The organism is Mesorhizobium sp. M0145 (genome assembly GCF_040322355.1).
In the GTDB taxonomy this organism is placed as follows: domain Bacteria; phylum Pseudomonadota; class Alphaproteobacteria; order Rhizobiales; family Rhizobiaceae; genus Mesorhizobium.
Window position 1 is genome coordinate 246,438 of sequence record NZ_JAMYTK010000002.1, and the last position, 25,821, is coordinate 272,258.

The 25,821-nt window shown below is 63.4% G+C and carries 36 protein-coding genes; 17 read left to right on the top strand and 19 right to left on the bottom strand.

Going from position 1 to position 25,821, the window contains the following annotated elements:
• The first annotated feature begins 1 nt into the window (after window position 1).
• Genes NKJ28_RS06105 through NKJ28_RS06145 form a run of 9 tightly spaced genes read left to right on the top strand, consistent with a single transcriptional unit; the run spans window position 2 to window position 8,537 of the window.
• On the top strand, window positions 2-1,795 hold the full coding sequence (locus tag NKJ28_RS06105; protein WP_352634738.1) for a methanol/ethanol family PQQ-dependent dehydrogenase: 1,794 nt from the start codon (window positions 2-4) through the stop codon (window positions 1,793-1,795).
• Window positions 1,776-2,645: a substrate-binding domain-containing protein gene (locus NKJ28_RS06110; protein WP_023676151.1), complete on the top strand. Its 870-nt coding sequence runs from the start codon at window positions 1,776-1,778 to the stop codon at window positions 2,643-2,645. Before NKJ28_RS06105 ends, NKJ28_RS06110 begins: the two co-directional genes overlap by 20 nt.
• Complete coding sequence (locus tag NKJ28_RS06115) at window positions 2,642-3,175, top strand: c-type cytochrome (protein ID WP_023676152.1); 534 nt, start codon at window positions 2,642-2,644, stop codon at window positions 3,173-3,175. Before NKJ28_RS06110 ends, NKJ28_RS06115 begins: the two co-directional genes overlap by 4 nt.
• Window positions 3,176-3,192: 17 nt before the next feature.
• Window positions 3,193-4,188, top strand: a complete 996-nt coding sequence (gene coxB, locus NKJ28_RS06120; RefSeq protein ID WP_023676153.1) for a cytochrome c oxidase subunit II — start codon at window positions 3,193-3,195, stop codon at window positions 4,186-4,188.
• Window positions 4,185-6,161 (top strand): cytochrome c oxidase subunit I, encoded by a 1,977-nt coding sequence (gene ctaD / locus NKJ28_RS06125; RefSeq protein ID WP_352634556.1) that lies wholly within the window; start codon window positions 4,185-4,187, stop codon window positions 6,159-6,161. The genes coxB and ctaD overlap by 4 nt, the downstream gene beginning before the upstream one ends.
• On the top strand, window positions 6,158-6,763 hold the full coding sequence (locus tag NKJ28_RS06130; protein WP_023676155.1) for a cytochrome c oxidase subunit 3: 606 nt from the start codon (window positions 6,158-6,160) through the stop codon (window positions 6,761-6,763). Before ctaD ends, NKJ28_RS06130 begins: the two co-directional genes overlap by 4 nt.
• Window position 6,764: 1 nt before the next feature.
• The gene (locus NKJ28_RS06135) at window positions 6,765-7,106 is read left to right on the top strand and encodes a hypothetical protein (RefSeq protein ID WP_023676156.1); all 342 of its coding nucleotides are present in this window, start codon (window positions 6,765-6,767) and stop codon (window positions 7,104-7,106) included.
• Window positions 7,103-7,987: a cytochrome c oxidase assembly protein gene (locus NKJ28_RS06140; RefSeq protein WP_023676157.1), complete on the top strand. Its 885-nt coding sequence runs from the start codon at window positions 7,103-7,105 to the stop codon at window positions 7,985-7,987. Before NKJ28_RS06135 ends, NKJ28_RS06140 begins: the two co-directional genes overlap by 4 nt.
• A complete protein-coding gene (locus NKJ28_RS06145) occupies window positions 7,968-8,537 on the top strand; it encodes a c-type cytochrome (RefSeq protein ID WP_023676158.1) in 570 nt (189 codons plus the stop codon). The genes NKJ28_RS06140 and NKJ28_RS06145 overlap by 20 nt, the downstream gene beginning before the upstream one ends.
• Window positions 8,538-8,576: 39 nt before the next feature.
• Here NKJ28_RS06145 and NKJ28_RS06150 read toward each other — a convergent pair whose 3' ends face one another.
• The 6 genes from NKJ28_RS06150 to NKJ28_RS06175 are packed head-to-tail and all read right to left on the bottom strand — an operon-like array spanning window position 8,577 to window position 12,683.
• Window positions 8,577-9,050, bottom strand: coding sequence for a DUF2269 family protein (locus tag NKJ28_RS06150; RefSeq protein WP_023676159.1), 474 nt, complete (start codon window positions 9,048-9,050; stop codon window positions 8,577-8,579).
• Entirely contained in the window at window positions 9,050-10,336 is a 1,287-nt protein-coding gene (locus tag NKJ28_RS06155) for an SDR family oxidoreductase (protein WP_352634559.1), read from the bottom strand. Before NKJ28_RS06155 ends, NKJ28_RS06150 begins: the two co-directional genes overlap by 1 nt.
• 34 nt (window positions 10,337-10,370) lie before the next feature.
• Window positions 10,371-10,706, bottom strand: a complete 336-nt coding sequence (locus NKJ28_RS06160; RefSeq protein ID WP_023676161.1) for a hypothetical protein — start codon at window positions 10,704-10,706, stop codon at window positions 10,371-10,373.
• Window positions 10,706-11,068, bottom strand: coding sequence for a hypothetical protein (locus tag NKJ28_RS06165; protein WP_023676162.1), 363 nt, complete (start codon window positions 11,066-11,068; stop codon window positions 10,706-10,708). Before NKJ28_RS06165 ends, NKJ28_RS06160 begins: the two co-directional genes overlap by 1 nt.
• Window positions 11,068-12,288, bottom strand: a complete 1,221-nt coding sequence (locus tag NKJ28_RS06170; RefSeq protein WP_352634561.1) for an NRAMP family divalent metal transporter — start codon at window positions 12,286-12,288, stop codon at window positions 11,068-11,070. The genes NKJ28_RS06165 and NKJ28_RS06170 overlap by 1 nt, the downstream gene beginning before the upstream one ends.
• Entirely contained in the window at window positions 12,285-12,683 is a 399-nt protein-coding gene (locus NKJ28_RS06175) for a hypothetical protein (RefSeq protein WP_352634563.1), read from the bottom strand. Before NKJ28_RS06175 ends, NKJ28_RS06170 begins: the two co-directional genes overlap by 4 nt.
• A 219-nt stretch (window positions 12,684-12,902) precedes the next feature.
• Between NKJ28_RS06175 and NKJ28_RS06180 the strand changes: the two genes are divergently transcribed.
• From NKJ28_RS06180 to NKJ28_RS06190, 3 genes are read left to right on the top strand one after another with little or no spacing between them, the layout of a single operon-like run.
• The gene (locus NKJ28_RS06180) at window positions 12,903-13,118 is read left to right on the top strand and encodes a DUF2934 domain-containing protein (protein ID WP_023676165.1); all 216 of its coding nucleotides are present in this window, start codon (window positions 12,903-12,905) and stop codon (window positions 13,116-13,118) included.
• 5 nt (window positions 13,119-13,123) lie between these two features.
• Window positions 13,124-13,252, top strand: coding sequence for a hypothetical protein (locus tag NKJ28_RS06185; protein ID WP_280952094.1), 129 nt, complete (start codon window positions 13,124-13,126; stop codon window positions 13,250-13,252).
• A 4-nt stretch (window positions 13,253-13,256) separates the two neighbouring features.
• Window positions 13,257-13,445 carry a hypothetical protein gene (locus tag NKJ28_RS06190; protein WP_352457405.1) on the top strand — a complete coding sequence of 63 codons (189 nt, stop codon included), beginning with the start codon at window positions 13,257-13,259 and terminating at the stop codon, window positions 13,443-13,445.
• Here NKJ28_RS06190 and NKJ28_RS06195 read toward each other — a convergent pair.
• The 6 genes from NKJ28_RS06195 to NKJ28_RS06220 form a co-directional block, all read right to left on the bottom strand.
• On the bottom strand, window positions 13,431-14,192 hold the full coding sequence (locus NKJ28_RS06195; RefSeq protein ID WP_084641055.1) for a GntR family transcriptional regulator: 762 nt from the start codon (window positions 14,190-14,192) through the stop codon (window positions 13,431-13,433). The genes NKJ28_RS06190 and NKJ28_RS06195 overlap by 15 nt on opposite strands.
• A gap of 70 nt (window positions 14,193-14,262) precedes the next feature.
• A complete protein-coding gene (locus NKJ28_RS06200) occupies window positions 14,263-15,045 on the bottom strand; it encodes an SDR family NAD(P)-dependent oxidoreductase (RefSeq protein ID WP_023676169.1) in 783 nt (260 codons plus the stop codon).
• Window positions 15,046-15,144: 99 nt separating this feature from the next.
• A complete protein-coding gene (locus tag NKJ28_RS06205; RefSeq protein ID WP_352634566.1) occupies window positions 15,145-16,059 on the bottom strand; it encodes a PfkB family carbohydrate kinase in 915 nt (304 codons plus the stop codon).
• The gene (uxuA, locus tag NKJ28_RS06210) at window positions 16,056-17,255 is read right to left on the bottom strand and encodes a mannonate dehydratase (protein WP_352634568.1); all 1,200 of its coding nucleotides are present in this window, start codon (window positions 17,253-17,255) and stop codon (window positions 16,056-16,058) included. The genes NKJ28_RS06205 and uxuA overlap by 4 nt, the downstream gene beginning before the upstream one ends.
• Before the next feature lie 148 nt (window positions 17,256-17,403).
• The gene (locus NKJ28_RS06215; protein WP_352634570.1) at window positions 17,404-18,063 is read right to left on the bottom strand and encodes a ThuA domain-containing protein; all 660 of its coding nucleotides are present in this window, start codon (window positions 18,061-18,063) and stop codon (window positions 17,404-17,406) included.
• Between the two features lie 11 nt (window positions 18,064-18,074).
• Entirely contained in the window at window positions 18,075-19,172 is a 1,098-nt protein-coding gene (locus NKJ28_RS06220) for a Gfo/Idh/MocA family protein (RefSeq protein ID WP_352634572.1), read from the bottom strand.
• A gap of 240 nt (window positions 19,173-19,412) precedes the next feature.
• On the opposite strand from NKJ28_RS06220, the gene NKJ28_RS06225 reads away from it, so the two are divergent.
• Window positions 19,413-20,321 carry a dihydrodipicolinate synthase family protein gene (locus tag NKJ28_RS06225; RefSeq protein WP_352634574.1) on the top strand — a complete coding sequence of 303 codons (909 nt, stop codon included), beginning with the start codon at window positions 19,413-19,415 and terminating at the stop codon, window positions 20,319-20,321.
• Here NKJ28_RS06225 and NKJ28_RS06230 read toward each other — a convergent pair whose 3' ends face one another.
• The 6 genes from NKJ28_RS06230 to NKJ28_RS06255 form a co-directional block, all read right to left on the bottom strand.
• The gene (locus NKJ28_RS06230) at window positions 20,322-20,720 is read right to left on the bottom strand and encodes a DUF1801 domain-containing protein (protein ID WP_352634740.1); all 399 of its coding nucleotides are present in this window, start codon (window positions 20,718-20,720) and stop codon (window positions 20,322-20,324) included. It lies immediately after the preceding gene.
• A gap of 91 nt (window positions 20,721-20,811) precedes the next feature.
• Window positions 20,812-21,282, bottom strand: coding sequence for a DUF1801 domain-containing protein (locus tag NKJ28_RS06235; RefSeq protein WP_352634576.1), 471 nt, complete (start codon window positions 21,280-21,282; stop codon window positions 20,812-20,814).
• 4 nt (window positions 21,283-21,286) lie between these two features.
• Window positions 21,287-21,517, bottom strand: a complete 231-nt coding sequence (locus tag NKJ28_RS06240) for a hypothetical protein (protein WP_352547400.1) — start codon at window positions 21,515-21,517, stop codon at window positions 21,287-21,289.
• Between the two features lie 82 nt (window positions 21,518-21,599).
• Window positions 21,600-21,992 carry a VOC family protein gene (locus NKJ28_RS06245; RefSeq protein ID WP_023676178.1) on the bottom strand — a complete coding sequence of 131 codons (393 nt, stop codon included), beginning with the start codon at window positions 21,990-21,992 and terminating at the stop codon, window positions 21,600-21,602.
• Window positions 21,993-22,063: 71 nt separating this feature from the next.
• The gene (locus NKJ28_RS06250) at window positions 22,064-22,474 is read right to left on the bottom strand and encodes an SRPBCC family protein (RefSeq protein WP_023676179.1); all 411 of its coding nucleotides are present in this window, start codon (window positions 22,472-22,474) and stop codon (window positions 22,064-22,066) included.
• Window positions 22,471-22,794, bottom strand: coding sequence for an ArsR/SmtB family transcription factor (locus NKJ28_RS06255; RefSeq protein WP_023716560.1), 324 nt, complete (start codon window positions 22,792-22,794; stop codon window positions 22,471-22,473). The genes NKJ28_RS06250 and NKJ28_RS06255 overlap by 4 nt, the downstream gene beginning before the upstream one ends.
• Window positions 22,795-22,988: 194 nt before the next feature.
• On the opposite strand from NKJ28_RS06255, the gene NKJ28_RS06260 reads away from it, so the two are divergent.
• The 4 genes from NKJ28_RS06260 (at window position 22,989) to NKJ28_RS06275 (ending at window position 24,391) form a co-directional block, all read left to right on the top strand.
• The gene (locus NKJ28_RS06260; protein WP_352468031.1) at window positions 22,989-23,231 is read left to right on the top strand and encodes a type II toxin-antitoxin system Phd/YefM family antitoxin; all 243 of its coding nucleotides are present in this window, start codon (window positions 22,989-22,991) and stop codon (window positions 23,229-23,231) included.
• Window positions 23,228-23,656, top strand: coding sequence for a type II toxin-antitoxin system VapC family toxin (locus NKJ28_RS06265; protein ID WP_352634579.1), 429 nt, complete (start codon window positions 23,228-23,230; stop codon window positions 23,654-23,656). Before NKJ28_RS06260 ends, NKJ28_RS06265 begins: the two co-directional genes overlap by 4 nt.
• Window positions 23,657-23,763: 107 nt before the next feature.
• The gene (locus NKJ28_RS06270) at window positions 23,764-23,994 is read left to right on the top strand and encodes an AbrB/MazE/SpoVT family DNA-binding domain-containing protein (protein WP_023676182.1); all 231 of its coding nucleotides are present in this window, start codon (window positions 23,764-23,766) and stop codon (window positions 23,992-23,994) included.
• Window positions 23,984-24,391, top strand: coding sequence for a PIN domain-containing protein (locus tag NKJ28_RS06275; RefSeq protein WP_352578797.1), 408 nt, complete (start codon window positions 23,984-23,986; stop codon window positions 24,389-24,391). Before NKJ28_RS06270 ends, NKJ28_RS06275 begins: the two co-directional genes overlap by 11 nt.
• 87 nt (window positions 24,392-24,478) lie before the next feature.
• On the opposite strand, the gene NKJ28_RS06280 is transcribed toward NKJ28_RS06275, so the two are convergent.
• Complete coding sequence (locus NKJ28_RS06280) at window positions 24,479-25,735, bottom strand: RNA polymerase sigma factor (RefSeq protein WP_352634581.1); 1,257 nt, start codon at window positions 25,733-25,735, stop codon at window positions 24,479-24,481.
• Between the last annotated feature and the right edge of the window lie 86 nt (window positions 25,736-25,821).

Here is a 25,821-nt window from a genome sequence, read left to right on the forward strand (position 1 = left end):
GATGCTGGGATGGACGCTGCTGGCAAGCTTCGCGCTGACTACCGCGGCGGTTGCTCAGTCAACGTCAAGCTTTGCGATAAATCCGCCTGCCGCAGCTGCTCCGCCCGACGACGGCCAATGGGCGATGCCGGCAAAGAACTACGCCTCGACTCGCTACAGCGAACTTGCGGAGATCACCGAAGACAACGTCAAAAACCTGCAGGTGGCCTTCACCTTCTCGACCGGCGTCAACAAGGGTCAGGAGGCTGCGCCCCTGGTGGTCGGCAACACGATGTACATCGTGACACCGTTTCCCAACATTCTCTACGCGCTTGACCTTACCAAGCCCGGCGCGCCGATGAAGTGGAAGTTCGAGCCCAATCCCGAGCCTGCGGCGCAGGGCGTTGCCTGTTGCGACGTGGTCAACCGCGGTGCAGCCTTCTTCGAAGGGCGCATCTATTTCAACACGCTCGATGGCCACACGATCGCCGTCGATGCGGCCACCGGCAAACCGGTCTGGAACACCCACATCGGCAACATCAACATCGGCGAGACCATCACCATGGCGCCGCTGGTGGTGAAGGGCAAAGTGCTGGTCGGCAATTCCGGCGGCGAAATGGGCGTACGCGGCTGGATCAAGGCGCTCGACGCCGGCGACGGGCACGTCGTCTGGACGGCCTACAATACCGGACCGGACGCCGAGGTGCTGATCGGCCCCGATTTCAAGCCGCATTACGACATGGACAAGGGCAAGGATCTCGGCGTGACGTCGTGGCCGCCCGACGCCTGGAAGATCGGCGGCGGCAATGTGTGGGGCTGGATCTCCTATGACCCGGACCTAAACCTGATCTTCCATGGCACCGGAAATCCCGGTCCGTGGAATCCGGATCTGCGGCCCGGCGACAACAAATGGACCGCCGGCATCTTTGCCCGCGATCCCGACACCGGCGCAGCCAAATGGTTCTATCAATGGACCCCGCACGATTTGCACGACTACGACGGCATCAACGAACAGGTGCTGCTCGACATGACCTGGCAGGGCAAGCCCCGCAAGGTGCTGGTCCGACCGGAACGCAACGGCTACGTCTATCTGTTGGATCGCACCACAGGCGAGGTCCTGTCGGCAGTCCCCTTCGGGCCAGTCAATTCCAGCACGGGCGTCGACCTCAAGACCGGCCGGCTGATTGTAAATCCGGACAAGAAGACCGGCACCGGCAAGGTCGTGCGCGACATCTGCCCGACCGCATCGGGCCTCAAGGACTGGCAGCCTTCGGCATTCTCGCCCAAGACTGGTCTGCTCTACATCCCGCACAACAATCTCTGCATGGACGAAGAGGGCGTCGAGGTGAATTACATCGCCGGCACGCCCTATGTCGGCATGAACGTGCGCATGATCCCCGGGCCGGGCGGCAATCGCGGTGCTTTCACCGCCTGGGATGTCGCCGCCGCCAAGCCGGCGTGGAGCCTGAAGGAGAACTTTCCGGTGTGGAGCGGCGCCGTCGCCACCGCCGGCAACGTCGTGTTCTATGGCACTATGGAAGGCTGGTTCAAGGCGGTCAGCGCCAGGACCGGCGAACTGCTTTGGCAGTTCAAGACGTCGTCCGGCATCATCGGCCAGCCGATCACCTATCGCGGCCCGGACGGGCACCAATATGTCGCGATTCTTTCGGGCGTCGGCGGCTGGGCCGGCGCGATCGTATCCGGCGATCTCGATCCGCGCGACGCCACCGCCGCGCTCGGCTTCGTCAACGTCATGAAGGATCTGAAGGATGTAACCACGCCGGGAGGTACGCTGTATGTGTTCCGGCTCCCTTGAGACGACCGGTCGAGTTGCGCGCGCACGGAGAAAATCTTCCCGGCGGTTTGGCGCCGCGGTCGGCGCACTGGCACTCTCGCTCGTCGCCGCCGTTGCCGATGCGCGCGAATTGAGGATCTGCGCCGATCCCAACAACATGCCGTTCTCCAATGCCGCCAGGCGGGGCTTTGAAAACAAGATCGCCGAACTCATCGCCCGGGAGCTTGGTGCGACTGTTTCCTACACGTGGTGGGCACAGCGGCGCGGCTTCGTCCGCAACACGTTGAAAGCCGGCTTGTGCGATCTTGTGCCCGGCACGCCCGCCAATCTCGAGATGCTGCGCACGACCGCGCCCTACTACCGGTCTTCTTATGTGTTCGTGACACGCCAAGATGTGCCCGAAATCACGTCCTTCAACGATCCTCGCCTGCGCGATCTGCACATCGGCGTCCAGCTGATAGGCGATGATGGCGCCAACTCGCCCCCCGTCCAGGCGCTTGGCCGTCGTGGCATCGTCGGCCATCTCATCGGTTTCCCCGTCTATGGCGACTATTCGGCGCCGAACCCGCCAGCACGCATCATTGAGGCGGTCGCGAATGGCGACATCGATATGGCCGTCGTCTGGGGACCGTTGGCCGGCTACTTCGGTGCCAGGCAAAAAATGCCGTTGCGGATTACGCCGGTTGCGCCGCGCATCGACGGTCCGCTGCTGCCGATGATCTACGACATCTCGATGGGTGTGCGCCACGACGACGATGCGCTGCGCAGCGAGGTAGACGCAGCGCTCGCCAAGCACCGCGCCGAGATCGATGCAATCCTGGCGGAATATGGCGTGCCTCGCCTCGACGTCGCCGGGGCGGCAGTGCGATGAACCGCTGCCTTCCATGCTTGCTGTCGGCGATGCTCGTCCTTGCCGCTTGCCAGCGTGAGGAACGCGAAACGCGTCCACAGTCGGCGCTCGGCTCGGGCGATCAACCGGCAGCCGTGACGGCCCTCGAGCCGGGCGGCCAACGGCCGACCTCGTCCGACAACAAGGCCGGCGTGTTCGAGGCCAACGCCTTCCACCTCAGCGAGGGCAAGCGTCTGTTCAACTGGTTCAACTGTTCCGGCTGCCATGCCAATGGCGGCGGCGGCATGGGCCCGGCCCTCATGGACCAGAAGTGGCTCTATGGCAGCTCGATCGAAAGCATCCACGCCACGATCAGGGACGGCCGGCCAAACGGCATGCCGAGCTTCCGCGACACGATCCCGGATGACCAGATATGGGAGCTTGCTGCCTTCGTCCGGGCACTGAGCGGCAACGCACCGTCCTCCGCCGCGCCGGGCCGCGACGACGACATGATGCCCCATCCATCCGAGAATCGCCTGCCGGACGCCGCGACGCTGGGGAAGTCGCCGTGAGCCGCGGTGTCTGGACGATGTGCTGGTGCACGGCCTGCATCCTGCTCCTCGCAGGATGCAGCGGCTGGCAATCCGCGCTCGACCCAAAGGGCCCGGCCGCGAACGAGCTCGCATGGCTGATCTGGTTCTTCACAGCACTCTGCACGGTGGTCTGGCTTCTGGTGATGGCCGTGCTGATCGTGCCATTGGCCCGGCGCCCGGCGCCGGTCGGCGATCCGCTTGTCCTCGACGCTGCCGCCGAGCGCAGCAAGATGCGAATTGTCGTCGCCGCACTCGCCGCTACCGCCCTGATCCTGGTCGGCCTTACGCTGCTGAGCTACTTCGCTAACCGGACGCTCGCTGCTATCGGCTCGGATGCGGCGCTGACGATCCGGGTGACCGGGCATCAATGGTGGTGGGAGGTGCGCTACGAAAACGACCAGCCGAACCGCATCCTGACGACCGCCAATGAAATCCACATCCCGGCGGGCGAGCCGGTGCGGCTTGTGGTGACCTCGACCGACGTTATCCATTCCTTCTGGGTGCCGAACCTCTCGGGCAAGCTGGACGTCATTCCAGGCCACGAGAACGTTCTCGATCTGAAGGCGGACAAGCCCGGCGTCTATCGCGGGCAATGCGCCGAGTTCTGTGGCGCACAGCATGCCAATATGAGCACCTTCATCATCGCCGAACCTCGGCCCGTCTTCGATGCCTGGCTGAACGATCAGCTGCGGCCGGCGGCCGCCCCCGTGTCGGCCGAGGCCAAAACCGGCCACGACCTGTTCCTCAAACGGCCATGCGTGATGTGCCACAAGATCGGCGGCACCATCGCCGGCGGCACGGTCGCCCCAAACCTCACCCATATCGCAAGCCGGCAAACGCTCGCTGCCGGCACGCTGACAATGAGCCGCGGCAATCTCGCAGCCTGGATAGCCAATCCGCAGGGGATCAAGCCAGGCGCCCACATGCCCGTGGTGCGACTGGACGGGGACGAACTGAATGCGATCGTCGCCTATCTCGAGGGCCTGAAATGAGCAGCGCCGACGTGGCCCGTGAGCGTCGGCTCGCCGGCGAGCGAGCAACGGCCGGCAAAGGAGACCTGGCCCCCGAGCGCGACGGTCCTCGCGATACCGGCCTCGACGATTCCAGCCTTGACCGCTGGCTGGCGCGGACATGGCAGACGGCGCCGGGCATCATCGGTGCGCTCTCGAGCGTCGACCACAAGATTGTCGCGCGGCGCTACCTGATCACCGCTTTCGCCTTCCTGTGCCTCGGTGGCCTCAGCGCCGTTGCCATGCGCATCCAACTGTCGGGGCCGGAGCGCGGGCTGATCGGGCCCGACCGCTACAACCAGCTGTTCACCATGCATGGCGTGACGATGATGTTCCTGTTTGCGGTGCCGATCGTTCAGGCGACCGGCATCTACCTCGTGCCGCTGATGGTCGGCACCCGCAACATCGCCTTTCCGCGCCTCAATGCATTCAGCTTCTGGATTTATCTCTCCGGTGGCCTCTTCGCCTGGGTCTCGTTTGCACTCGACATGGCGCCCGACGTCGGCTGGTTCTCCTACGTGCCGCTGTCCGGTCCTGAATTCGGGCCAGGCAAGCGTTCCGACGTGTGGGCGCAGATGATCACCTATACCGAAGTGTCATCGTTGGCGGTCGCGGTTGCCACCATCGTCACCGTGCTGAAGCAGCGTGCGCCGGGCATGTCGCTGGACAAGATTCCGCTCTATGTCTGGGCGATGCTGGTCACCTCCTTCGTGATCGTGTTCGCCATGCCGGCGGTCATGATCACGTCGACGTTCCTGATCCTCGACCGCCTGGTCGGCACCCATATCTTCAATCCCGCCGAGGGCGGCGACGTATTGCTGTTCCAGCACCTGTTCTGGTTCTTCGGCCACCCCGAAGTCTACATCATATTCCTGCCGGCTACCGGCATGGTGTCCTCGATCATCGCCGCTTTCGCCCGGCGTCCGGTATTCGGCTATCTGGGCATGGTACTGGCCTTGATCGCAGTCGGCTTGCTGTCGTTCGGCCTGTGGGTTCACCACATGTTCGCAACCGGTCTGCCCAAGCTCGGCGCGAGCTTCTTCACCGCCTCGAGCATGCTGATCGCCATCCCGAACGGGCTGCAGATCTTCTGCTGGCTGGCGACATTGTGGGACGGACGCCCGATAATCAGAACGCCGCTGCTGTTCGTGTTCGGCTTCTTCTTCACGTTCGTCGCGGGCGGCCTGACTGGGGTGATGCTGGCGTCGGTGCCATTGGACCTGCAAGTGCACGACACCTATTTCGTGGTCGCGCATTTCCATTACGTGCTGATCGGCGGGTCGGTGTTCCCGCTGCTCGGCGCGACCTATTTCTGGTTCCCCAAGATCACCGGCCGGATGATGAGCGAACGTCTCGGGCGCTGGCACTTCTGGCTTGCCTTCCTGGGCTTCAATGCGGCGTTCTTTCCGATGCACATTGTCGGCCTGTGGGGCATGCCGCGGCGGGTCTACACCTATCCGGTGGAACTCGGCTGGGGCAACATCAACCTGTTCATCACAGCCGGCGCGGTCATCCTGTTCCTAAGCTTCGTTCTGTTCACTATAAACCTGGTGTACAGCGCCTCGAGGGGCGCCCCGGCCGGGGACAATCCCTGGAATGCCGGCACGCTGGAATGGGCGACGAGCTCTCCACCGCCGAGCTATAATTTCGCTCGGATCCCGGTGGTTACCCACGCCGAGCCGCTCTGGGCCGAACGTGACACGCTGCCTGTCGCGACCGGGCTTCGCGTCGACGCGCGCGAACTTGTCATTTCGACCGTGGCAGAGGCGCATCCAGATGTGCGCGAGAAGTCGGCGACGCCGTCGATCTGGCCATTGTTCGCCGCGCTCGCCATCGGCGCCACCTTTCTCTATTCGATCTTCAGCCCGTGGGCGGTGGTCTGGGGAGCCGGGCCGATCGCCATCACTTTGATCGGTTGGTTCTGGCCGAAAGGCGATCCGGAGGATGAGGAATGAAACAGCGTCCTGTCGCCGATCTTTCCAAACTCCCGACCTTCGGGATCGGACCGCGCAGCCCGACCTGGTGGGGCACTCTCGCCTTCATGGCGCTGGAAGGCACCGGCTTCGCGCTCGCCGCAGGCACCTATCTTTACCTCGCCTATCTGTCGCCCAAATGGCCATTGGGCGTGCCGCCGCCCAACCATTGGCCGGGCACCATCGTCACGCTGTTGCTGCTCGCCAGCGTGGTGCCCAATCACATACTGAACCGCTACGCCGAAGCCTGTGCCATGGTGCCCGTGCGCATCGGCCTGATCGTCATGTCGCTGCTCGGCATCGCACCGCTTGTCGTGCGGTGGTTCGAATTTCCGGCCCTCAACATTTATTGGGATACCAATGCGTACGGCTCGATGCTGTGGGTCCTGCTCGGCCTTCACACAACGCACCTGATTACCGACGTCGGCGACACGATGGTGCTGACGGTCCTGATGTTCACGCGCCATGGCTATAGCGGCCGGCGTTTCGGGGACGTTGGCGACAACGTCTTCTACTGGGATTTCGTGGTCGCGACCTGGATCCCGATCTACCTGTTGATCTACTGGATGCCGAGGCTTGACTGAGATGCGTGCGCTTCGCTTGGGCACATCATGGGGCGGGCTGTTGTCCGGGCCTTTGGCCTGGGCGATGTCGACGCAGCTGAATTATGCGTTCGTGGAGTGGCAGTGCGCCCACGATATTCCCGTCATACCGGTCATTGCGCTGGTGCTGACAGTGCTGGCCTTGCTCGGCGGCGTGCTTTCGTGGCGGGCGCGACAGCAAGGTGGCGCCGCCTTTAAACCGGATCGTACGCGCGGCACCGAGCATTTCGTCGCCAATATCGGCATTCTCAGCGCGGTGCTGTTTGCGCTGGTAATCGTCATGCAAGGCGCGGCTTCGCTCATTGTTGACGGCTGCCTACGATGAGCTTCGACGCGCTCTTCTCGACCTCGATCTGCTACGGTGCCGGCGCCCCGCAGGCCGGCTGGACGCTGGCGTTGCCGATCACGCTGCCGCTAACCATGGTCGCACTGCTTTACGCGGCAGGCGCCTTTCGGCTGTGGCGGCGGAGTGCCCGCAGCCGCCCGTTGCGGTTGCGGCAAGCCCTGCTGTTTGCGACCGGCTGGGCCATTTTGGCGGCAGCACTGGTCAGTCCGCTCCATGCATTGGGTGAGCGCGTTTTCACCGCCCACATGATCGAGCACGAGCTGTTGATGGCGGTGGCGGCACCCCTGCTGGTCGCCTCCCGTCCGGCGGCGGCGATGATGTGGGCATTGCCGACCAAGCTGCGGCTGGCATTTGGCGCAGCCGGGCAGGCGAAGGTGCTTCGAACCGTTTGGGCCGCCGTCAGCCGCCCTCTAGCCGCGACCTTCCTGCACGGCGTCGCGATTTGGGCGTGGCACGTTCCGGCGCTGTTCGAGGCGGCGCTTGCACAGGGTGTCCTGCATTATGCGCAACATGCCAGCTTCTTTGGTACGGGGCTGCTGTTCTGGTGGGTGCTGCTGCCGCGTTCAGGCCGCGAACAAGCCTACGGCAGCGCAGTCATGCACCTCTTTTTCACCTCGCTGCACACCGGCCTGCTCGGGGTGCTGCTGCTGGTCTCGCCAAGGCTGTGGTACCCGGTAAACGCAGCCGGCGCGGAATTGTGGAGCCTTAGCCCGCTCGAGGACCAGCAGCTCGCCGGCTTGGTGATGTGGGTTCCGGCCGGCCTGATTTATGGCGGAGCCGCGTTGCTGCTGGCCGGTCTGTGGATTCGCTCAAGTGGACAGAGAAGATGGGAGGCGTCGCATGCGCTCCAGGCTGTCTAAGCTGGTCATTGGTGCCGGGACGGCAATTGCCGTGCTGGCCGCAGCTTGGGCGGCGCTGACGTTGTGGCCGGAGCGGCTCGTCAGGGTCGCGCATAAGACGGACAATGCCCCTGGCAGCATCGGCGTGCGCGCAACATCGCGCTTCACTCCGTCCGGACCCATCCTCGGCGCCGCGGCAATTGTCGTGCTTGTTGCAGCCCTGGCCGGGATCGCGTTGTACTTCGAGCAAAGCCGTCGAGTGGAGCAGAAGGCCGACAATGCAACCGGCGGTGTTGGCGCCCGCGCCATACCAATCATCATGGCCAATGGCTGTGCCGGATGCCACACGATCACCGGCGTGCCCGGCGCGCAGGGACTGGTCGGTCCACGCCTCGACGCCAGCTTGGCCACCCGGGTCTATATCGGCGGCGTATTGTCCAACAACCCGCGAAACATGGTCCGTTGGATACGCGCCGCAAGAGAGATCAATCCGCACACGGCAATGCCTTCGACCAGAATTTCCGAGCAGGAGGCGCGGGATATCGCGGCCTATCTCTATTCGCTGAAATGAAAGTCATCGCTCATCCCGGCAGCTGCACGCGGCCTGTCTTCACCAGTCGATCGCAGGCCGAGTGATCATCAGCCAGAAAATCCCGAGTACCGCGGCGAAGGCGGGGAAGCCGAAGGCGAACCACAGCCAGAAGAGCCGATGATAGCGCGGCGGCAACGGCGCGCCTGCAGCGGCGGCTTGCGATGCCAGCTTGCGCATCTGCATTTGCATCCAGACGACCGGGAGCCAGAACATTCCGGTGAAGATATAGAGCGCGATCGAAAGTACGATCCAGCCCTCCGACAGCGAGTAGCCTGCCTGCCAGGCGAGCGCGGCTCCGGTCAAAGGCTGCGCGACCACGGCCGTCGCGGTGAAAAGGAAGTCGGCGACGACGACGATACGCGCCACGGCCGCAACCGTCGCGGCATTGCCGGTCCTGTGGGCGAGCAGCATGAAGAAAGCGATACCGGCGCCGGTACCAAGCAGCACGGATGCGCCGATGACATGCAGAAATTTCAGCAGGAAATAGAGCATCAACGCTCCTCCAGCACTGCCAAGGCCACAAAGTGCAGCACCAGGATCGGCAACACCTTGAGGAACGGCCCAAGCGGGTCGTTCCACAGATCGGGGCTCAGGAGGCTTCCGACGACCAGGTAGAAGAGCGAGAGCGCGATGCCGCCATAGAGGCCTTTTCGCGTCGCTGGCCGCCAGGCTAGGAGCGCGCCGACGGCGATGTCGGCAAGAGCACCGGCTATCACGGTCGGCGCCGACAAGATGCCAGCCCCCGTGCTTTGCATCAGCTCGATGCCACCGTTATAGCCGGTGGTCAGCGACACAATACCCGTCACGATCCAGAAGAAGGGCAGGACGACGAAGATCGCAGGCTTGATGAAATACAGCCGGGCAAACCATTTTTCCTGCACCGTTGCCGGATTGAGCGCGAGGAAGCCCGCCAGGGTTTGCGGGCGTATGCCGGTCGCGGCGGTCCAGTCCGAGGGATCTCCAACCGCTCCTCGGGCGATCTCTCTGGCCGCGTTGGTGCGCATCGGTGGACGCCAGCCGAACATCGCGGCAAGGTCGCCGAGGCGGTAGAGAAGCCTTGCAACAGCCGCCGGCAAGACAAACCTGGCTGCAGGAGCCCAGCCGAGCCATCGGCGATAGCTGCCGACGACCTCGTCCATGCTCAGCTGTTCGGGACCGACAAGTTCCAACACGACGCGAGACGGACTGTCGGGATCGAGAAGGAAGACGACTGTTGAGACCACATCGTCGAGTAGTACCACCTGGAGCCGGCCGGTGCCGGGCATGGACGGTAGCACCGGCAGCGAGGCGAGACCCCTAAACAATGCGCTGGCCCCAAACACCGGCCGGCCGAGCACCACGGACGGGCGCAGGATCACCCAATCCAGATCAAGCGCCATAAGCGCTTGGTCGCCGGCCAGTTTCGTCGCCGAGAATGCCGAAGGCTGCGCCCGATCGACGCCTATCGCCGAGAAGTGGATTACCCGGGCAACCCCTGCCCGCGCACAGGCGAGGAAGAGTGCTGCCGCCGCATCGCGATGGACTTCGCGCGTCTTTTCGCGAGGGCTGTCCTGCAGGACGCCGGCACAATTCACGACGGCGTCGACACCCCTGAGATGCGGTAGCCAGTCTTCGGGCTGCAGCGCCGCCGCCATGTCCAGCACCAGCAATTGATAATTGCCGGCCCGGTTTGCGCCGGGGCTGCGGACCAATCCGATCACCTCATGCCTTTCGGAAAGAAGGCGTGCCACGACGGAGGCACCGATCAGGCCGGTGGCGCCGGTAACCAGGACTTTCACTGGACCCCATTCTCCGACGGCGGGAAAGTATCGTTCATTCCGGTTTATCGCCCTCGATACTCCCCTTCATACCGGAAAGTTCTTCCGTCGTGCATAACAACCGCGGCCGCGCCGGGTCGGAGATGTCGAGCTTGTCCCAGGGAATGCGGTACACGCTGTCGCGACTGCGCAATCGAAAGACGTCGAGGACCGCAATGCCGATAGCCGAAGCGGACAGACGCTCGAAGGCCGCGTAGATGCCGACATGGTACTCGGTAACCACCAGGTCGTCGCCATCCGGTTCGGCGCGTATCTCCTCGATACGGCCGATGCTTTTGCCGTGCGAAAGCACATTCCTGCCAGCCAATTGCTCAAGATTGACGGTGGCCATCATCCAGCTCCCGGAATACGCCCAATGACATGATCGCGCAGCCAGTCCTGCCAGTCGAAAATCGCCGTTTCGCGGACGTCGATATCGAACTCGATGTCGACGCCGATGTCGCGCACCTTGTTCCAGGCGATGCGGTGCGGCTCGGCATGGCGCTTGCCGCCGAGCCTTGCCGCAACCCGCGCCATCCAGCGCCCGGGTCGCTCGCCAAGCCGACGCCCCAGCGTGATCGAGCCGAGCTCGACCGCAACGATTTTAGGCGGCTCGCCTGGCCTGAGCTCGGCCACCAGCCCGTCGACCTTGCCGATCTTGACCTGCTCGCGGTCGACTACTTGCTTGTCCAGGATGTCGCGCAGCAACTTCATCACGTGCCTCCGAATATCTGCAAAGGAATGGTCACGATCGCGAGCACGAAACCGAGCGCGATGATGAAGATGACCGCGGCATTCGCTATCATGCCATTGCGGTGCTCGCCGACATAACGCTCGTCATTCAGCAGGAAGAGGAACGGCACCACGGTCAGCGGCAGGCTGGCGGCCGTCAGCGCCATGGAAAAGATGGTGAGCTTCAGCGGATCGAGGCCCAGTGCGATCGGAATGGCGGCGAGAACCAACAAGATCGTATAGACGGTGCTGAAACCCGGGTCGTCGCGCGGTTTCAGGTTCTCGCCCCAAGTCCAGCCGAAACCCTGCGCCACAAGGTAGGCTTGCTGCAGGCCGATTTCGAGCGCGGCACCGAAGCAGGCAATGCCTAGTGAAGCAACGAACAGGACAAATCCCCAGAAACCGAAGATCGGAATCAGCATCAGTGGCAGTTGGTGGTAGTCATCGACCTGCTCTATGCCGTGCGCGGCCAGCACGAGCGCCGCCACAATCAGCACACCGATAGCGATTGTGCCGCCAAAACTCATGCCCAGGCCGGCAATGGCCCGATTGGCTCCGAGATAGCTCTTGTCCCACTCGTCCTCGATCGCTCCCGACGAATAGAACATGAACAGATAGGGCGAGATCGACGCACCAAGAATGCTGACCGCCATGAACCAGTAGTTGGCCGCGTCGTGATCCGGCAGTGTGGGCACGGCCCCGGCCGCGACCTGCTCCCAATCGGGCTTCAGCATGACTGCGCCAACCACGAAGCACAGCGTGACCAGCCCGAGGATCGCGACGCCTTTTTCGATGAATCCGAACGTGCCTTTCCAAAGGAACAGCCATGCCAGAAAAGCGACCGGCAGCGCCCACGACTGAAAGCCGATGCCGGTGGCGAGCTCGAGCGCAATGGCAACACCGCCGATTTCGGCTGCCATGACCAGGAAGTTGACCAGCAAGGTCGCAAGCAACGGCCACAGAAAGGCGTTGAAGCCAAACCGTTCCCGGATCCCGTCGGCGATGGTGTGATGGCTAACTGCGGCGAAGCGTCCGGCCATTTCGACCAGGAAGATGATGCAGATCGTGCCCAGGACGACGGCCCATATCAGCTGAAACCTGAACGCCGCGCCGGCCTGAGCGGCGGTCGCCACTGATCCGACCTCAAGAAAGCCGCCAACGCTGGTGACGACGCCGAGCGATATTTCGAGCAGCTTCTTCATGATTTCGGCGCGAAATATTTCGCGTAGGACGTGCTCAGATCGGCGGCGGCGGCCCGCAGATCCTGCTGCGCGTGTTCCACTTCCGAGCGGTTGCCGTTCTGCACGGCCGTCGCCGCGCGCATTGCCGTTGCGGAAAGCCGTCCAACCGCCATCGTCAGACCGGCTTGCCCGCTGGGCTCAGGCGACTTGGCGGACTGGATTTGCGCACCGGCATCGGCGAGCGCCTTGCCGACCGATTGCAAAGTGCGCGACGTGTATTCCGACGGGGCTCCCCCAGCGATCCAGCTCTCCAGGACCAGCGATGCAGTCTGTGTGGCGGAAGCCGCGGTTTTCGACTGCTGCTCGACCTGGTCGGAAGGCGAGCATGCCGTCAATACAAATATTATCAGCAGCAAGCACGGGCGGTCTGGTCGAAGACCGACGGCTGTAACGGCATTTACAATACGTGCTTGTAGCGTTGCTGCCACACGATTGTTCTCCCCGCACCAAGCGACTTCGGCGCGAAGTTTGATCTAGAGCGCCGGGTGATCAGGTCAACTGAACCGCGATGAACGGCGCTGGCACCGCGGAACAAACCAGCGATCGCCGGATTAGGGGATGAGGAGGCAAAGGCCATGGACAGGGAAGAGCGTATCCGGCAGCGAGCCCATGAGATCTGGGAGCGCGAAGGCCGTCCGCAAGGACGTGAGCGCGAGCACTGGGATCAGGCCGTGCAGGAGATCGAAGCTGAGGGTTCCGAGGCCGAACGCGGCCCGGTCGTGCCCGATCCAACGGTCGAGGCCGGCTCCGATCCGGAGGCACGCGGCAGCAAGCGGCGGCGAGGGACATGAGGCCGATGCCTCGTTTCGTCGCCTGGATCGTGGTCGTACTGGTCGTGCTGTTCGCCGCCTGGCTGATGATCGGGCGCGACAGAACCGGCGGCGGAGGTCAGCCCACGCCGCACGCAATTGATCAAAATGGATAGGAGCATGACGGGAACCGATACTCATCCTGAACAAGACCCGGCGGAAGGATCGCGATCGATAGTGGAAAAGCAGCTCCGCAAGGAGCAAGGCGGCGAGGGTCAAGATCGCAAAGCCGAGCCAGCTTCCGACAAATCCGGCAGCAAGACCAAGACGCCTTCGGAAGCGCGCAAGAAAGGCTCAGGCTTGGATTGAGCCGGCCGAAAGCGGGCTCACACTGCCGTTTGCCTCGAAATAATGGGGATAGCGCTCCCGGACGATTTCGAGCACCTCGAAGATGCGGCGAAGATGCGTTCGCATCGCCTCTTCCGCGGCAAGGGCGTCGGCCTGCTCGAGCGCATCGACGATCCGCCGATGTTGGCCGAGAACCACCGACATGCTGTCGAGGCGCGGGAAAGACAGGAAGCGGAAGCGGTCCATGTGCAGCTTCGCCGCGCTGATATCGGCCCAGATTCCGGGGAAGCCGGCATGGCTGGCGATGTGCTGATGGAACAGCTCGTCCGACTTGAAGAAGCGCCTGTCGTCCGCGATGGAGGCGAACGTCTCCTGGACCGCCAGTTCGCCTTTGAGCACGGCAAGCAGGTCGGCACGGCGCGGGCTCTCGACCGCGCGCTTGATCAGGCCGACTTCGAGCGCTTCGCGCAGAAACTGCGATTTCTCGAGATCGGCAATCCGCAGCGGTGCCACCATGCTGCCGCGCTGCGGATAAATGTCGATCAAGCCAAGACCGGCCAGCCGGGCGAGCGCCTCCCTGACCGGCGTGCGGCTCACGCCGAGGGCTTCCGACATCGCCTTTTCAGAAATCAGCTCGTGCGGCTTCAGGCGGAAGGTCAGGATCTGGTCGAGCAAAACCTCGAACGTCCTAGCCGCAACCGAAGCGCCAGGGGCGGTTTCGCCGAGCCGCCCCTCGGTGATGGTCCGCATTCCCAAAAGCCCTGCCATCGGCGACCCCTTATAGGCTCTGCAGCTTCAAGCCGTTCATGAAATGCCTGCGCAAGCAGCAGCGCCGACGTTATTCCTTGCGCGGAGAACCGCCGATGCGCGCCAGCAGGCCGCCATCGACGCGTACGACCTCGCCGGTGACGAAGGAGGCATCGTCGGACAGCAGGAAGGCGACGACTGCGGCAATCTCTTGCGGCCGGGCGGTACGGCCGAGCGGATGCATATTGTCGAGGATGCGCAGGATCTCGTCGGGCTTATCGTTGAGTTTCACCGCATCCCGCAGCATCGGCGTGTCGACCGCACCCGGAGCGACGGCATTGACGCGCACGCCGAGCGGCGCATAGTCGACGGCCATCGATTTGACCAGGCCGATCAGGCCGTGCTTGGCCGTGCTGTAGGCCAGAACCCCTTCCTGGCTGGCCAGACCCTGCACCGAGCTCATATGGACGATGGCGCCGCGGCTTTGCCGCAGCAGCGGCATCGCCGCGCGGGAGAGCAGGTAGGCAGCCTTGAGGTTGACGTTCATCACCTCGTCCCAAAGCGCCTCGTCCGTGGTCTCCACCGTTCCGTAACGCTGGATGCCGGCATTGTGGGAGAGCATGTCGAGCCCGCCGAACGCGGACCGGGCAAGCTCGACGGCGCGGCCACAGGCCTCAGTGTCGGCGGTCGAGCCAAGCACGGTGTGCACGGTCACGCCGCGCGCCGAAAGCTGCGCCGCTACCTCATCCAACTGATCGCCCGCCCGGTCGAACAGGATCAGGTCGACGCCTTGCTCGGCCAGTCTTTCGGCGACAGCACGGCCAATGCCCATGGCTGCCCCGGTTACCAGTGCGCGTTTTTTGAACTCAGCCATTTATCCTCCCTCGAATAGTTGCGCAGTGACTACCATGGTAGTCGATCGGCGCCACTTGACGTGCCCTTCTTTGCCGAACCGGCCCAACCGTGTTCGGCGTCATGTCGATCCTTGCATGAAAGCCAGCGTTTCCGCGCGCGTCGGTGCTCCAAGACGTCCGCCAAAGCGCAGGCATTTCAGGGCGGCGGCGGCGCTGGCCACTGCTATCGCCCGCTCTTCGTCCCAACCTTCGGCCAGGCCGAGAGCGAAGGTGCCGTGGAACACGTCGCCTGCCGCCAGGGTGTCGACGGCTTCGACCCGCGGCGACGGCAGATGACGGACGTCATTGCTGCCCGAGTAGCGGAACACGGTGCCGTTCGCGCCATCGGTGACCGCCACGAAGGCGCCGGTCCGTTCGCCGAGAATGGCGACGGCAGAACCGGCGGATATCTCCGGACCGCAAAGGATGCGTGCCGCCGGCAGCGAAGCAACGACGTGCGAGGCGAGCGGCAGCAGCCGGTCGAGCACCGGTCGCGACGCGACATCGGCGTCAAGGATCGCCGGGATGCCGCACTCGCGAGCCTTCGCCAGCGCCAGGGCCGCGGCTCCGGGCCAGCGGACATCAACCAGCACGGCGTCGAAGTGGGAAAAATCCGCGGGCGGAAGACGGTCAGGATCGGCTTGCGTGACTGCATCGTAGAAGGGCACAATCATACGCTCGCCGGCGGCATCGACCAGGATGGTGGCAATGGCCGAGCGGCCACCTTCAACCCTGCGCACCAACGAACAGTCGACCCGCTCCGCCTCCATCTGGCCGATGACATCGCGGCCGAAAGCATCGTCGCCGACGCTTGCCCATAGCCAGACCTGCCCGCCCTGGCGGCTGGCCGACGCGGCCGCGCTTGCTGCCATGCCGGCCGCGATCTGCACGGCCTCGCTTGGCAGGAACTTGCCGGCGCCGGAGGGCAGGACATCGAGGCGCAAGATCGTGTCGTAGGTGAGCGCGCCGACGCAGAGCAGGCGGGGCGCCGTCATTGCAGCCGGTAGCCGCGCTGATGGGCAATCGCCGTCATCACGCCTCTCAATTCGGCAAGGCCGCGAAGACGGCCGATCACGGGGTAGCCGGGATGGGTGTGCCGCGCGGCGTCATCGATCAGCTCGTGGCCATGATCCGGGCGAAACGGCAGCAGCGCCGCCGGTTCCCCGGCGTCGCGGCGGCGTTGCTGCTCGTCGAGCAAGATCGAAACCACCGACACCATGTCGACATCGCCGCTCAGATGCTCGGATTCCATGAACGAGCCGTCCGGGTCCTTGCTGACGTTGCGCAGATGCACGAAGTTTATCTTGTGCGCAAAGCGCCTGGCGATGGCGGGCACGTGATTGGCCGGGTTGGCGCCCAGCGACCCCGTGCACAAGGTGAGGCCGCTATGGGCCGATGGCACGGCGTCCAGGATAAGGGCGATGTCGTCGGCGTTCTTGACGATCCGGCACAGGCCGACGAGATCGCGCGGCGGATCGTCCGGGTGGATCGCCAACGTGACGCCCGCCTCTTCGGCCGCCGGCAGCACGTTTTCGAGAAACCGGACGAGATTCTCGCGCAGCCGGTCGTGCGACAGGCTCGACTGCTCGGCCACCACTTCGCGCAATTCCGCTATGTCATAGCGCTTGAAGGCGCCCGGCAGGCCGGCCATGATGTTGGCAAGCAGACGCTCTTTTGACGCATCCGGCGTCGCCTCGAACCATTCGCTCGCCCGCTGGAGAACATCGGACGCATAGTCGCGCTCAGATCCCTTGCGCTGCAGCATGTAGCAATCGAACGCGGCAAGCTCGTGCATGTTCATGCGGAGCGCCCGTCCGCCGCCCGGCAGCGGCGCAGCCAGGTCGGTCCGAGTCCAGTCGAGGATCAGCATGAAGTTATAGCAGACCGTGCGCACACCGCAGGCGCCGAGATTGCGTAAGGTCTGCTTGAAATTGTCGTAGAGCCGGTCGAGATCGCCGCGGCCGAGCTTGATGTCCTCGTGCACGGGCACACTCTCGACGACGCTCCATTTGAGGCCCATCGCCGGATCCGCCTCGATAAGCCCCTGGCGCTGCCTGATAGCGTGGATCGGCCAGACTTCGCCGTAAGGGATGTCGTGCAATGCCGTCACGATGCCGGTTGCGCCGGCCTGCCTGGCATGGGCAAGCGTTGCCGCGTCACTCGGACCAAACCATCGCCACGTCTGCTTCATTCGACCTCCAGCTACGGAATTTCCCGATGACCGCTGGTGTATTGGATGCTACCATGGCAGTCAATTGCCGCAGTCCAGTGCCTGTGTCCGCGTTCGGGCGGCCGCCCTATGAGAGATTACAACGATACGTGGCGTTCAGATTGAACGGCTATCCAAGGTCCGAGTTTCGGCTGGCCCAAATCGCGCCGCGTTCGAACATCGTGCGCATTTGCGGCACGGCGAACTCGTCGGCGGTGTGCCCGAGCGCGCTGTAGAAGACGCGGCCCCTGCCGTAGCGGCGCTTCCAGACAACCGGCATGACGACGCCGGCGATGAAATCGAGATGCTCGCCGGTGAAAGTAGTCGTCGCCAGCACCTCGTTGGTCGGATCGACATGCATGTAATACTGCTCTGAACGGTAGGCGAAGCCGTCGATGCCCTGCATGACCGGATCGCCTGGCCTGGTGATGTCGACGTGATAGTCGATGATGTTGCCGGGATGGGCGACCCACTGGCCGCCGGTCATGAACTGGTATTCCGGCTCGTTGCGGAAGCTGTCGCACATAGTGCCGTGAAAGCCCGCAAGGCCGGTGCCGGCCCCGACGGCGCTGGTCAGGTTTTGCAGCTCCGGCTTTTCGATTGTCGACATGGTGATTACCGGGACAATGAGATCGAGCTTGCCCAGCTGCGGATCGGCAAGTGCCGAAGTCCCCTGCTCCAGCTGCACGTCGAAGCCGTTGCCGGCCAGCATCTCCTTGACGATTTCGGCGCTTCGGGCCGGGGTGTGACCTTCCCAGCCGCCCCAGAAAATCAGTGCCGTCTTGCTCATCGCATTATTCCCTATTCCAGAATTCCGAAAGGCAGGTCGGCCTGCATCGGCACCGGCCGGGCGCAGCGATATCTGAGATCGATACCCTGCCCTATCTCTGCTGAAGAGATGATCGATTCCATGATTTCCAGGACATGGAGGGAAAGATCGAGACTGGCGCGGTGTTGTCTGCCCGAGACGACCGCCTGCGCCATGTCGGCAAGGCCGAGGCCCCGGTAATTGCCGTCGCCATACGAATGGATCTGATCGGCCACCGTCCAGTCGCCCTTGCGCTGGCTGGTCCTGATGTCGCCCTGGAACTGGTTGGGATCGGAGACGATCATCGAGCCCTTGGTTCCGTAAAGTTCGATGTGATTGTGTTCATGCTTCCAGACGTCGAAGCTGGTGGTGATCGAGACCGCGGCGCCATTCTCGAATGCGAGCAGGCCGGAAATATGGGTCGGCACCTCGACCCGGATGGTTTCGCCCTGGCGCGGTCCAGAACCGATGGTGCGGGTGGCGTAGGAAGACTTCGCCTGCCCGGTCACGGATTTTACCGGACCCAGGAGATTGACCAGGCAGGTCAGATAGTACGGTCCCATGTCGAGCATCGGCCCACCGCCGGGCTGATAGTAGAAATCCGGATTGGGATGCCAGAGCTCGTGGCCGGGCACCTGCATGAAGGCAGAGCCGGCGACAATGGTCCCAGCCGTATCCTCATCGACCAGCCGCCGCGCCGTCTGGTGGGAGCCGCCAAGAAAGGTGTCGGGTGCGCAGCCGACGCGCACGCCCTGTTCGCGCGCGGCCGCGACCAGCCGCTCGGCGTCGCTGAGCGTCGTTGCCAGCGGCTTCTCGGAATAGACGTGCTTGCCTTGCCCGACAGCCTGCAGGCCGACCGGCACATGATGCTGCGGCGTCGTCAGATTGAGCACGATCTCGACGCGCGGATCGGCCAACAGCGCGTCGACCGGCATGGCAGCCAGGCCGTAGGCCGCTGCCTTCGCCTCGGCCGCCGCCCGGTTGATGTCGGCGACGCCGACAATGTCGAGCACCGGGAATTGTGGCGATGCCTTCAGATAGGCATCCGAAATGTTGCCGCAGCCGATAATGCCGACACCGATCCTCCGCATGGGCTTCTCCTCAAAAGGCGGCATTGATGAAACAGCAGAACTCGTTTGTCACCCCCCTTTCGGCCAGACGACGTTATCCCGTGACAAGGATATACCTCGAGAGCCTCAGAACCGCCGCCCGATCACAATCGCGCGCCTATGCGCGAGCCGCTTGCTTTCGAGGTCGAACGGCCGGTACTCAGCAACATTGCTTCATGTAGCTTGCTCGACATTTTTGATGCCGGCTTTAGAAGGACGCACATGATCCGCCCACAAGGAACCATCGCACCGATCCTGACGCCGTTCGAAAACGACGGCCGCATCGCCCGCGATCTCTGGATATCCCACGCCAAATGGGTGCTGGATCAGGGAGCGCATTTCCTGTCGCCGTTCGGCACCACGGGCGAGGCCTTGTCCGTCTCGTTGCGCGAGCGCATGCAAGCGCTGGAGTGGCTGGTCGAGGCCGGCATTTCGCCAAGCCATCTGATGCCCGGCACCGGTGTCACAGCACTTGCCGAGACCGTCGAGCTGACGGCGCATGCCGTCGGGCTCGGCTGTGCCGGGGTGATGGTGCTGCCGTCGTTCTTCTATACGGCCGCCGGCGACAACGGACAGGCCCGCTACTATGGCGAGCTGATCGAACGGGTGGCGAACCCGGCGATGAGGATGATCCTCTACCACATCCCGCAGAATTCCGGCGTACCGGTGAGCCCGGCGCTGACCGCCCGCTTGAGCCAAGCGTTTCCGGATGTCGTGGTGGCTTACAAGGACAGCGCCGGCGATTGGAACAACACCGCGGCAGTCATTGCGGCAGCCCCAAGGGTCGCGGTGTTCCCGAGCTCGGAAGCACAGCTGACGAAAGGCCTCGCCAACGGTGCTGCGGGATGCATCTCGGCGACGGTCAATCTGAATGCCCCAGCGATCCGGGCCCTCTACGACGCAGCACTGGCGGGAGAGGACATTACTGACGCGGATGCCACCATCAAGGCGTTCCGCAAAATCATCCAGGACGCCGGCCTCATCTCCGCGATGAAGGCAGTGCTGGCGGTACGGTCCGGCGACAGACGCTGGCTGAACCTGCGCGCGCCGCATGAGAACGCGACGCAAGCCACCGGCGAAGCTTTGCTCGCCGCTCTCGGCCCGCTAGCCGACCATATCGGCCGGAGCTGACTATCGGGCCGCGTTCAGGGCGGCAGCAGCGCGTATCAGCGCCTTGAACGCATTCTCATCTATATCTTCGCCCTCACGGATATCGATGGCGCGCCTGGTGTTGCCTTCGAGACTGGAGTTGAACAGGCCTGAAGGATCCGGCAGGGAGGCGCCCTTTGCGAAGGTCACCTTCACGACGTTCTTGTAGGTCTCGCCGGTGCAGATTATTCCGGCGTGCGACCACACCGGAACGCCTCGCCACTTCCACTCCTCGACCACTTCCGGGTCAGCCTGCTTGACGAGAGCGCGGACATGGGAAAGCGTCTTGCCTCGCCAATCGCCCAGCTCACTGATCCTCGCATCTATCAGCTGAGAGGGGGATCTCTCTGCATTTCCTTCCATAGAGCCACTCTTCATCATCATTGTCGCTTTCCCTAGGGTTGTTGCCGCTCGCCCGTCACATGAATACCGCTAGTCGGCACCGGGTTTGCGGGAATGACTGGCATTCCACTCACATTCGCTCGCCAGGCAACTGGCTGGCTTGCTTTACCCAGTCGGTGAGTTGAGCTTCGTCGAGCTGGTCGTCCTCGCGGATGTCGAGGTAGCGCACGTCCTTGTGCTTGGACTCGCCTGGAGGGACAGGATGCAGCGACGTGCCGCGGAAGAAAGCCAGCTTGATGTACTTTGTGAAGCAATGGAAGTTGAGGAACCAGCCTTGACCCTCTACGCCATAGAAGGGCGAGTTCCATTTGACGGCCTTGCGCAGGTTGGGAACGTTGCGCTCGATGAGTGCGTCGAGGCGGCGGCCGACGTCGCGTTTCCAGCCCGGCATGGCCGCGATGTAGGCCTGCACAGGAGCGTCACCAACACCCTTCGGGATCTGCGGGTTGCCGCCTGCGAGGAGGACCGGCTTGGCGGCTGCAGGCTTGGCGGCGGGCTTCTTCGCGACCGCCGCTGACTTGATGGACGTCTTGTCGGCCATGCGTTCACTCCAATGCGCCGGTGCCCCCTGCGTTGCGCCACTTGGGCGCGTAAGGCAGCACGAACATGTACAGACCGGTAAGCAGGAGCAAGCCGAGTGGAAACAGCGGCAAGAGGTATACCCAGTAGGCGGGTTCCTTGCCTACTCCCAGGCTGATGAAGATGGCGGCGACGACCGCCGCAAAGATAATCGACAGCCAGCGGTGGATCTGCCGAACCCATTTGTTCCAATCCATTGAGACCTCCTCTGAAGACGAAGCGGATCGGGCGGCCCGTTTGGCGACTCCCGCCGGGCAGCCACGCCACTGAGCGCATGCTTTACCAGCGCGCCAGTTGGGTGATTTGAACGAGGTTGCCGCAGTTGTCGTTCAGCTGGGCGATGGTCGAGCCGGTTACTTCGGTCGGCGGCATCGTGAACTCGGCGCCGCGCGCTTTTATGCGCTCGTAGTCGCCCTTGACGTTATCGGTGAAGAACATGACCGCGGGCTGGCCCTGCTGGAAAATGGCTTGCTGGTAGGTCTTTGCAGCCGGGTTGTCATTGAGCGCGAGTTGCAGCTCGGCACCGTCCGGCTCGTCGGGTGATCCAACGGTCAGCCAGCGAAACGGCCCATTGCTGAAATCGGCCTTCTTGGTAAAGCCGAGCGTTTCGGTGTAAAAGCCCAGTGCCTTTTCCTGGTCGTCCACGTATACTTTGGCCAACTTGATCTTCATTGGCTTGCCTCCATTATCGCCTCGTGATGTCGCTCTGTAACAGAGCCCTTGCTTGGATAGCCCAGCGGATCTCAGTCCGTCCGCGCCAGAACCTGCTCCAGATCGTCAAAGAACCTCGGCCAGCCGACTTTGGCACCCCGGAAGTAAGGCTGCTGATCCGGCCGGAAGCCCGACTGTTCCATGCGCAAGCGGGCTCCGGTGCTCGTGGGGGTGAGGGTCCAGGAGACGACACTCTTGAGATCCTTGGTATCCCACGTGTAAGTCAGTGTTCTGTTCGGCTCGACCGTCTGCACCTGACACTCGACAGAGCCCCAGTCTGCGTGAAGATTGAAGCGGTGGTTCGCGACAGGTTTGAAGTCATTTTTCATGAGCCACTCCTCGATCAAGTGTGGTTGCGTGAGCGCGCGCCAGATCTTCTCGGGCGGATAAGCGATTTCCCGTTCAACAATGACGGAGAGTGTTTCGGTCGACGTTCGGTTCACTGGTCCATCCTTTTGAGCAGGTCTTCGAGGTCGTCGAACCGGCTCTGCCAGAACCCGGTCATCTGGCTTGTCCAGTCAATCAGGGGGGCAAGCGCAGCAAGCTGCGCGCTATAATGGGTCTGTCGCCCTGCATGGCGGTCGCGCACGAGCCCGGCCTGCCTCAAAACGCCGAGATGTTTTGACACGGCCGGTTGCGAGATCCCGGCCTGAGCCGTCAGAGCCCCGACCGTCTGCTCTCCTTCGCGACACAGCCGCTCAAAAATAGCGCGCCGAGTCGGATCGGCAAGCGTTCTGAAGAGCACATCGTGAGCGTTTGGCATTGGGATCGATAACCCTTCGGCTATTGGTCGATGTATAACCACCGGGATATGTATGAGTCAAGTGGGAAGGGGCATGTTTCTCGTTGCAGGTCACCTGCTTCGCTCACGCAGCCAGTTGCTTATTCGCCGTGCTCTGCACTGGAATTGTCACGCGTTATACGCTACATGACCATCTACATGGTCAGGAGCGTGACATGGACGCGGTCAATCTGGCGGACGCCAAGGCACATCTGAGTGAGCTCGTCGACCGGGTTGAAGCTGGAGACTCGATCGACATAACCCGGCGTGGCAAGCCGGTCGCCAGGCTCACGGCCGTGGCCCGCCCTCGCAAACGGATCGACGCCGTCCTGCTCCAATCCCTGACCGCAACCATGCCTCTGCAGGCTCAGGCTGCCGCCGATCTGGTGCGATCGATGCGAGATGGCGATCGCTATTGACGTCCTATCTCGATACTTCGCTGATCATCGCGGCGCTATCCAACGAAGCCATGACCGCGCGCGTTCAGGGCTGGCTGGCGGAGCAGGACCCAGCGCAACTTGTGATCAGCGACTGGACCATCACCGAGATGTCCTCCGCCATGGCGATCAAGCTTCGGACCGGACAGATCGACCTGGAGCAACGCGCGGCAGCGCTCGCGATGTTCAATAGGCTTGTCGCTGAGAGCTTCACCGTGCTGCCGGTGACGGGCGGGCATTTTCGGGTCGCCGCGAAATTCGCCGATCAGCATATGCTCGGGCTTCGTGCTGGCGACGCCCTGCACCTCGCGACGGCATCGGAGCATGGCGCCACGGTGTGGACCCTCGACCAGCGGCTCGCCGAGGCAGGACCGATTCTCGGCGTGCCGACGCAGTTGCTGGCATGATCGAGGCCCTCTCCTCCAAAATGAATAAACCGATTGGCTGCAATTCTTGACCTTGACGACTTGTGGATATACATTTCTTCCAGCGTATATCTAAGAGAGGAAGTGGCATGCAGGTCGCCAAATGGGGAAACAGTCTTGCGGTCCGCCTTCCCGCCGCTGTGGTCGAAGCGCTTGAACTCAGGGAAGGCGATGAGATCGAAATCCATGTCGCTGACGCCCGCCAGCTTGGCGTCGCGCGGAAGCCCGGGCGTGAGGAGTTGCTGAAGCGTCTCCGCGCCTTCCGCGGTCGGCTTCCCGCTGACTTCAAATTCGATCGGGACGAGGCAAATGCCCGTTAGTTTTTTCGATACCAATGTCCTTCTTTATATCGCGTCAGGCGACACGGCGAAGGCGGATCGGGCCGAGGCGGTCATCGCCGATGGCGGGGCGATCAGCGTGCAGGTTCTCAATGAACTCACCAATGTCGCGCGTCGGAAGATGCAAATGTCATGGGACGACACGCATGCGCTGCTGACCACGCTGCGCGGCCTGTTGACGGTTCATCCGCTCACGCTCGAGACCCACGAAACAGGATTGAGGCTCGCCGAGCGGTACGGCCTTTCCACCTATGACGCGATGATCGCCTCCGCGGCGGTTCACGCTGGCTGCGATACACTTTGGTCGGAGGACATGCAGCACGGAATGGCGCTCGACGAAGGCTTGCGCATCGTTAATCCCTTTCGCGTTGCGAGCTGATCACGCTCATTGAAGGGAGCTGGCCGGGAGCGAACTGGCGGCTTTCGATGTTGCCGAGCGGCGCGTCGGGCACGGAGAGCGATGCTGTCAACCACAAGCGTCTGCGCGGGCGAGGAGAAAGGCCGCTTCGCGCACGTTGCGGGTGAGCTTGGCCGCAGCCTCGAATTCGGCGCGGGCCTCGGCCAGCCGGCCGGCCCGAAACAGAAAATCGCCCCTCGCCGCCGGCAATGGCGCATAATTGCGCAAGGCGGCGGCGTCGGCAATCTCGTCTACCAGCCGCAGGCCCGCTTCGGGCCCGAAGGCCATGCTGTGGGCGACCGCTCGATTGAGATCGACCACCGGCGAGGGCATCACTGCACGCAGCCGGTCGTAGAGCGCTGCGATACGGGGCCAGTCGGTATCGGCCGGACTGCGCGCCCGCGCGTGACAGGCTGCAAGCGCGGCCTGCAACACATAGGGGCCATCGCCCCCGAGGGCTTCGGCACGGGCCAGCGCGTCAAGGCCTCGGCGGATCAGCAGCTGGTCCCAGCGCGCGCGGTTTTGCTCGGTCAGGGTCAAGAGGGCGCCGTCCGGCCCGATGCGTGCCGGCAGGCGCGATGCCTGGATTTCCATCAGAGCCAGCAGGCCGAACACCTCGGCATCCTCGGCCATCAACCCCGCCAGCATGCGGCCGAGCCGTTGTGCCTCCAGGCACAGGCTCGGCCGGACAAGGTCGTCGCCTGCCGTGGCAGCATAGCCTTCATTGAAGATGAGGTAGATGACCTCCAGCACCGAGGACAGACGCGCCGCACGCTCGGCGCCGCGCGGCACCTCGAAGCTGAGCCCGGCCTTTCCGATCGTCCTCTTTGCGCGGACGATGCGCTGGGCGATCGTCACCTCGCTCGACAGGAAAGCACGGGCGATCTCGTCCGTCGTCAGGCCGCCGATGACACGCAGCGTGAGGGCCGCGCGGGCGTCGGCCGAAAGTATGGGGTGGCAGGCTGTGAAGATGAGGCCCAGCAGCTCGTCGCCAAGATCGTCGTTCATGGCCATTTCGTTTCCCTCGGCCGTACCATCGCACTCGCCGTCCAGCTCCCGCGCGATCTCCTCATGCTTGCGCTCGCGCATCTTGTCGTGACGGATCGCGTCGATGGCGCGGCGTTTGGCGACCGTCATCAGCCAAGCGCCGGGATTGGCCGGAACGCCGGTCCTGGACCATTCGGATAGGGCTATGACGAGGGCGTCCTGCACCAGTTCCTCTGCAAGATCGACATTGCGCACGAGGCGGGCCAGGCCCGCGATGAGCCGGGCACGTTCAATGCGAAAAATCGCCTCGATCGCCTGCTGCGTCTCGCCTGCCGTCATGCTGCCTTATCGGCCAAAGCCATAACGAAGGCAAAACAGGTTGCGGCCAACAGGTTCAGTTGCCGCTGAGCTTCTCGCGCGTCCGG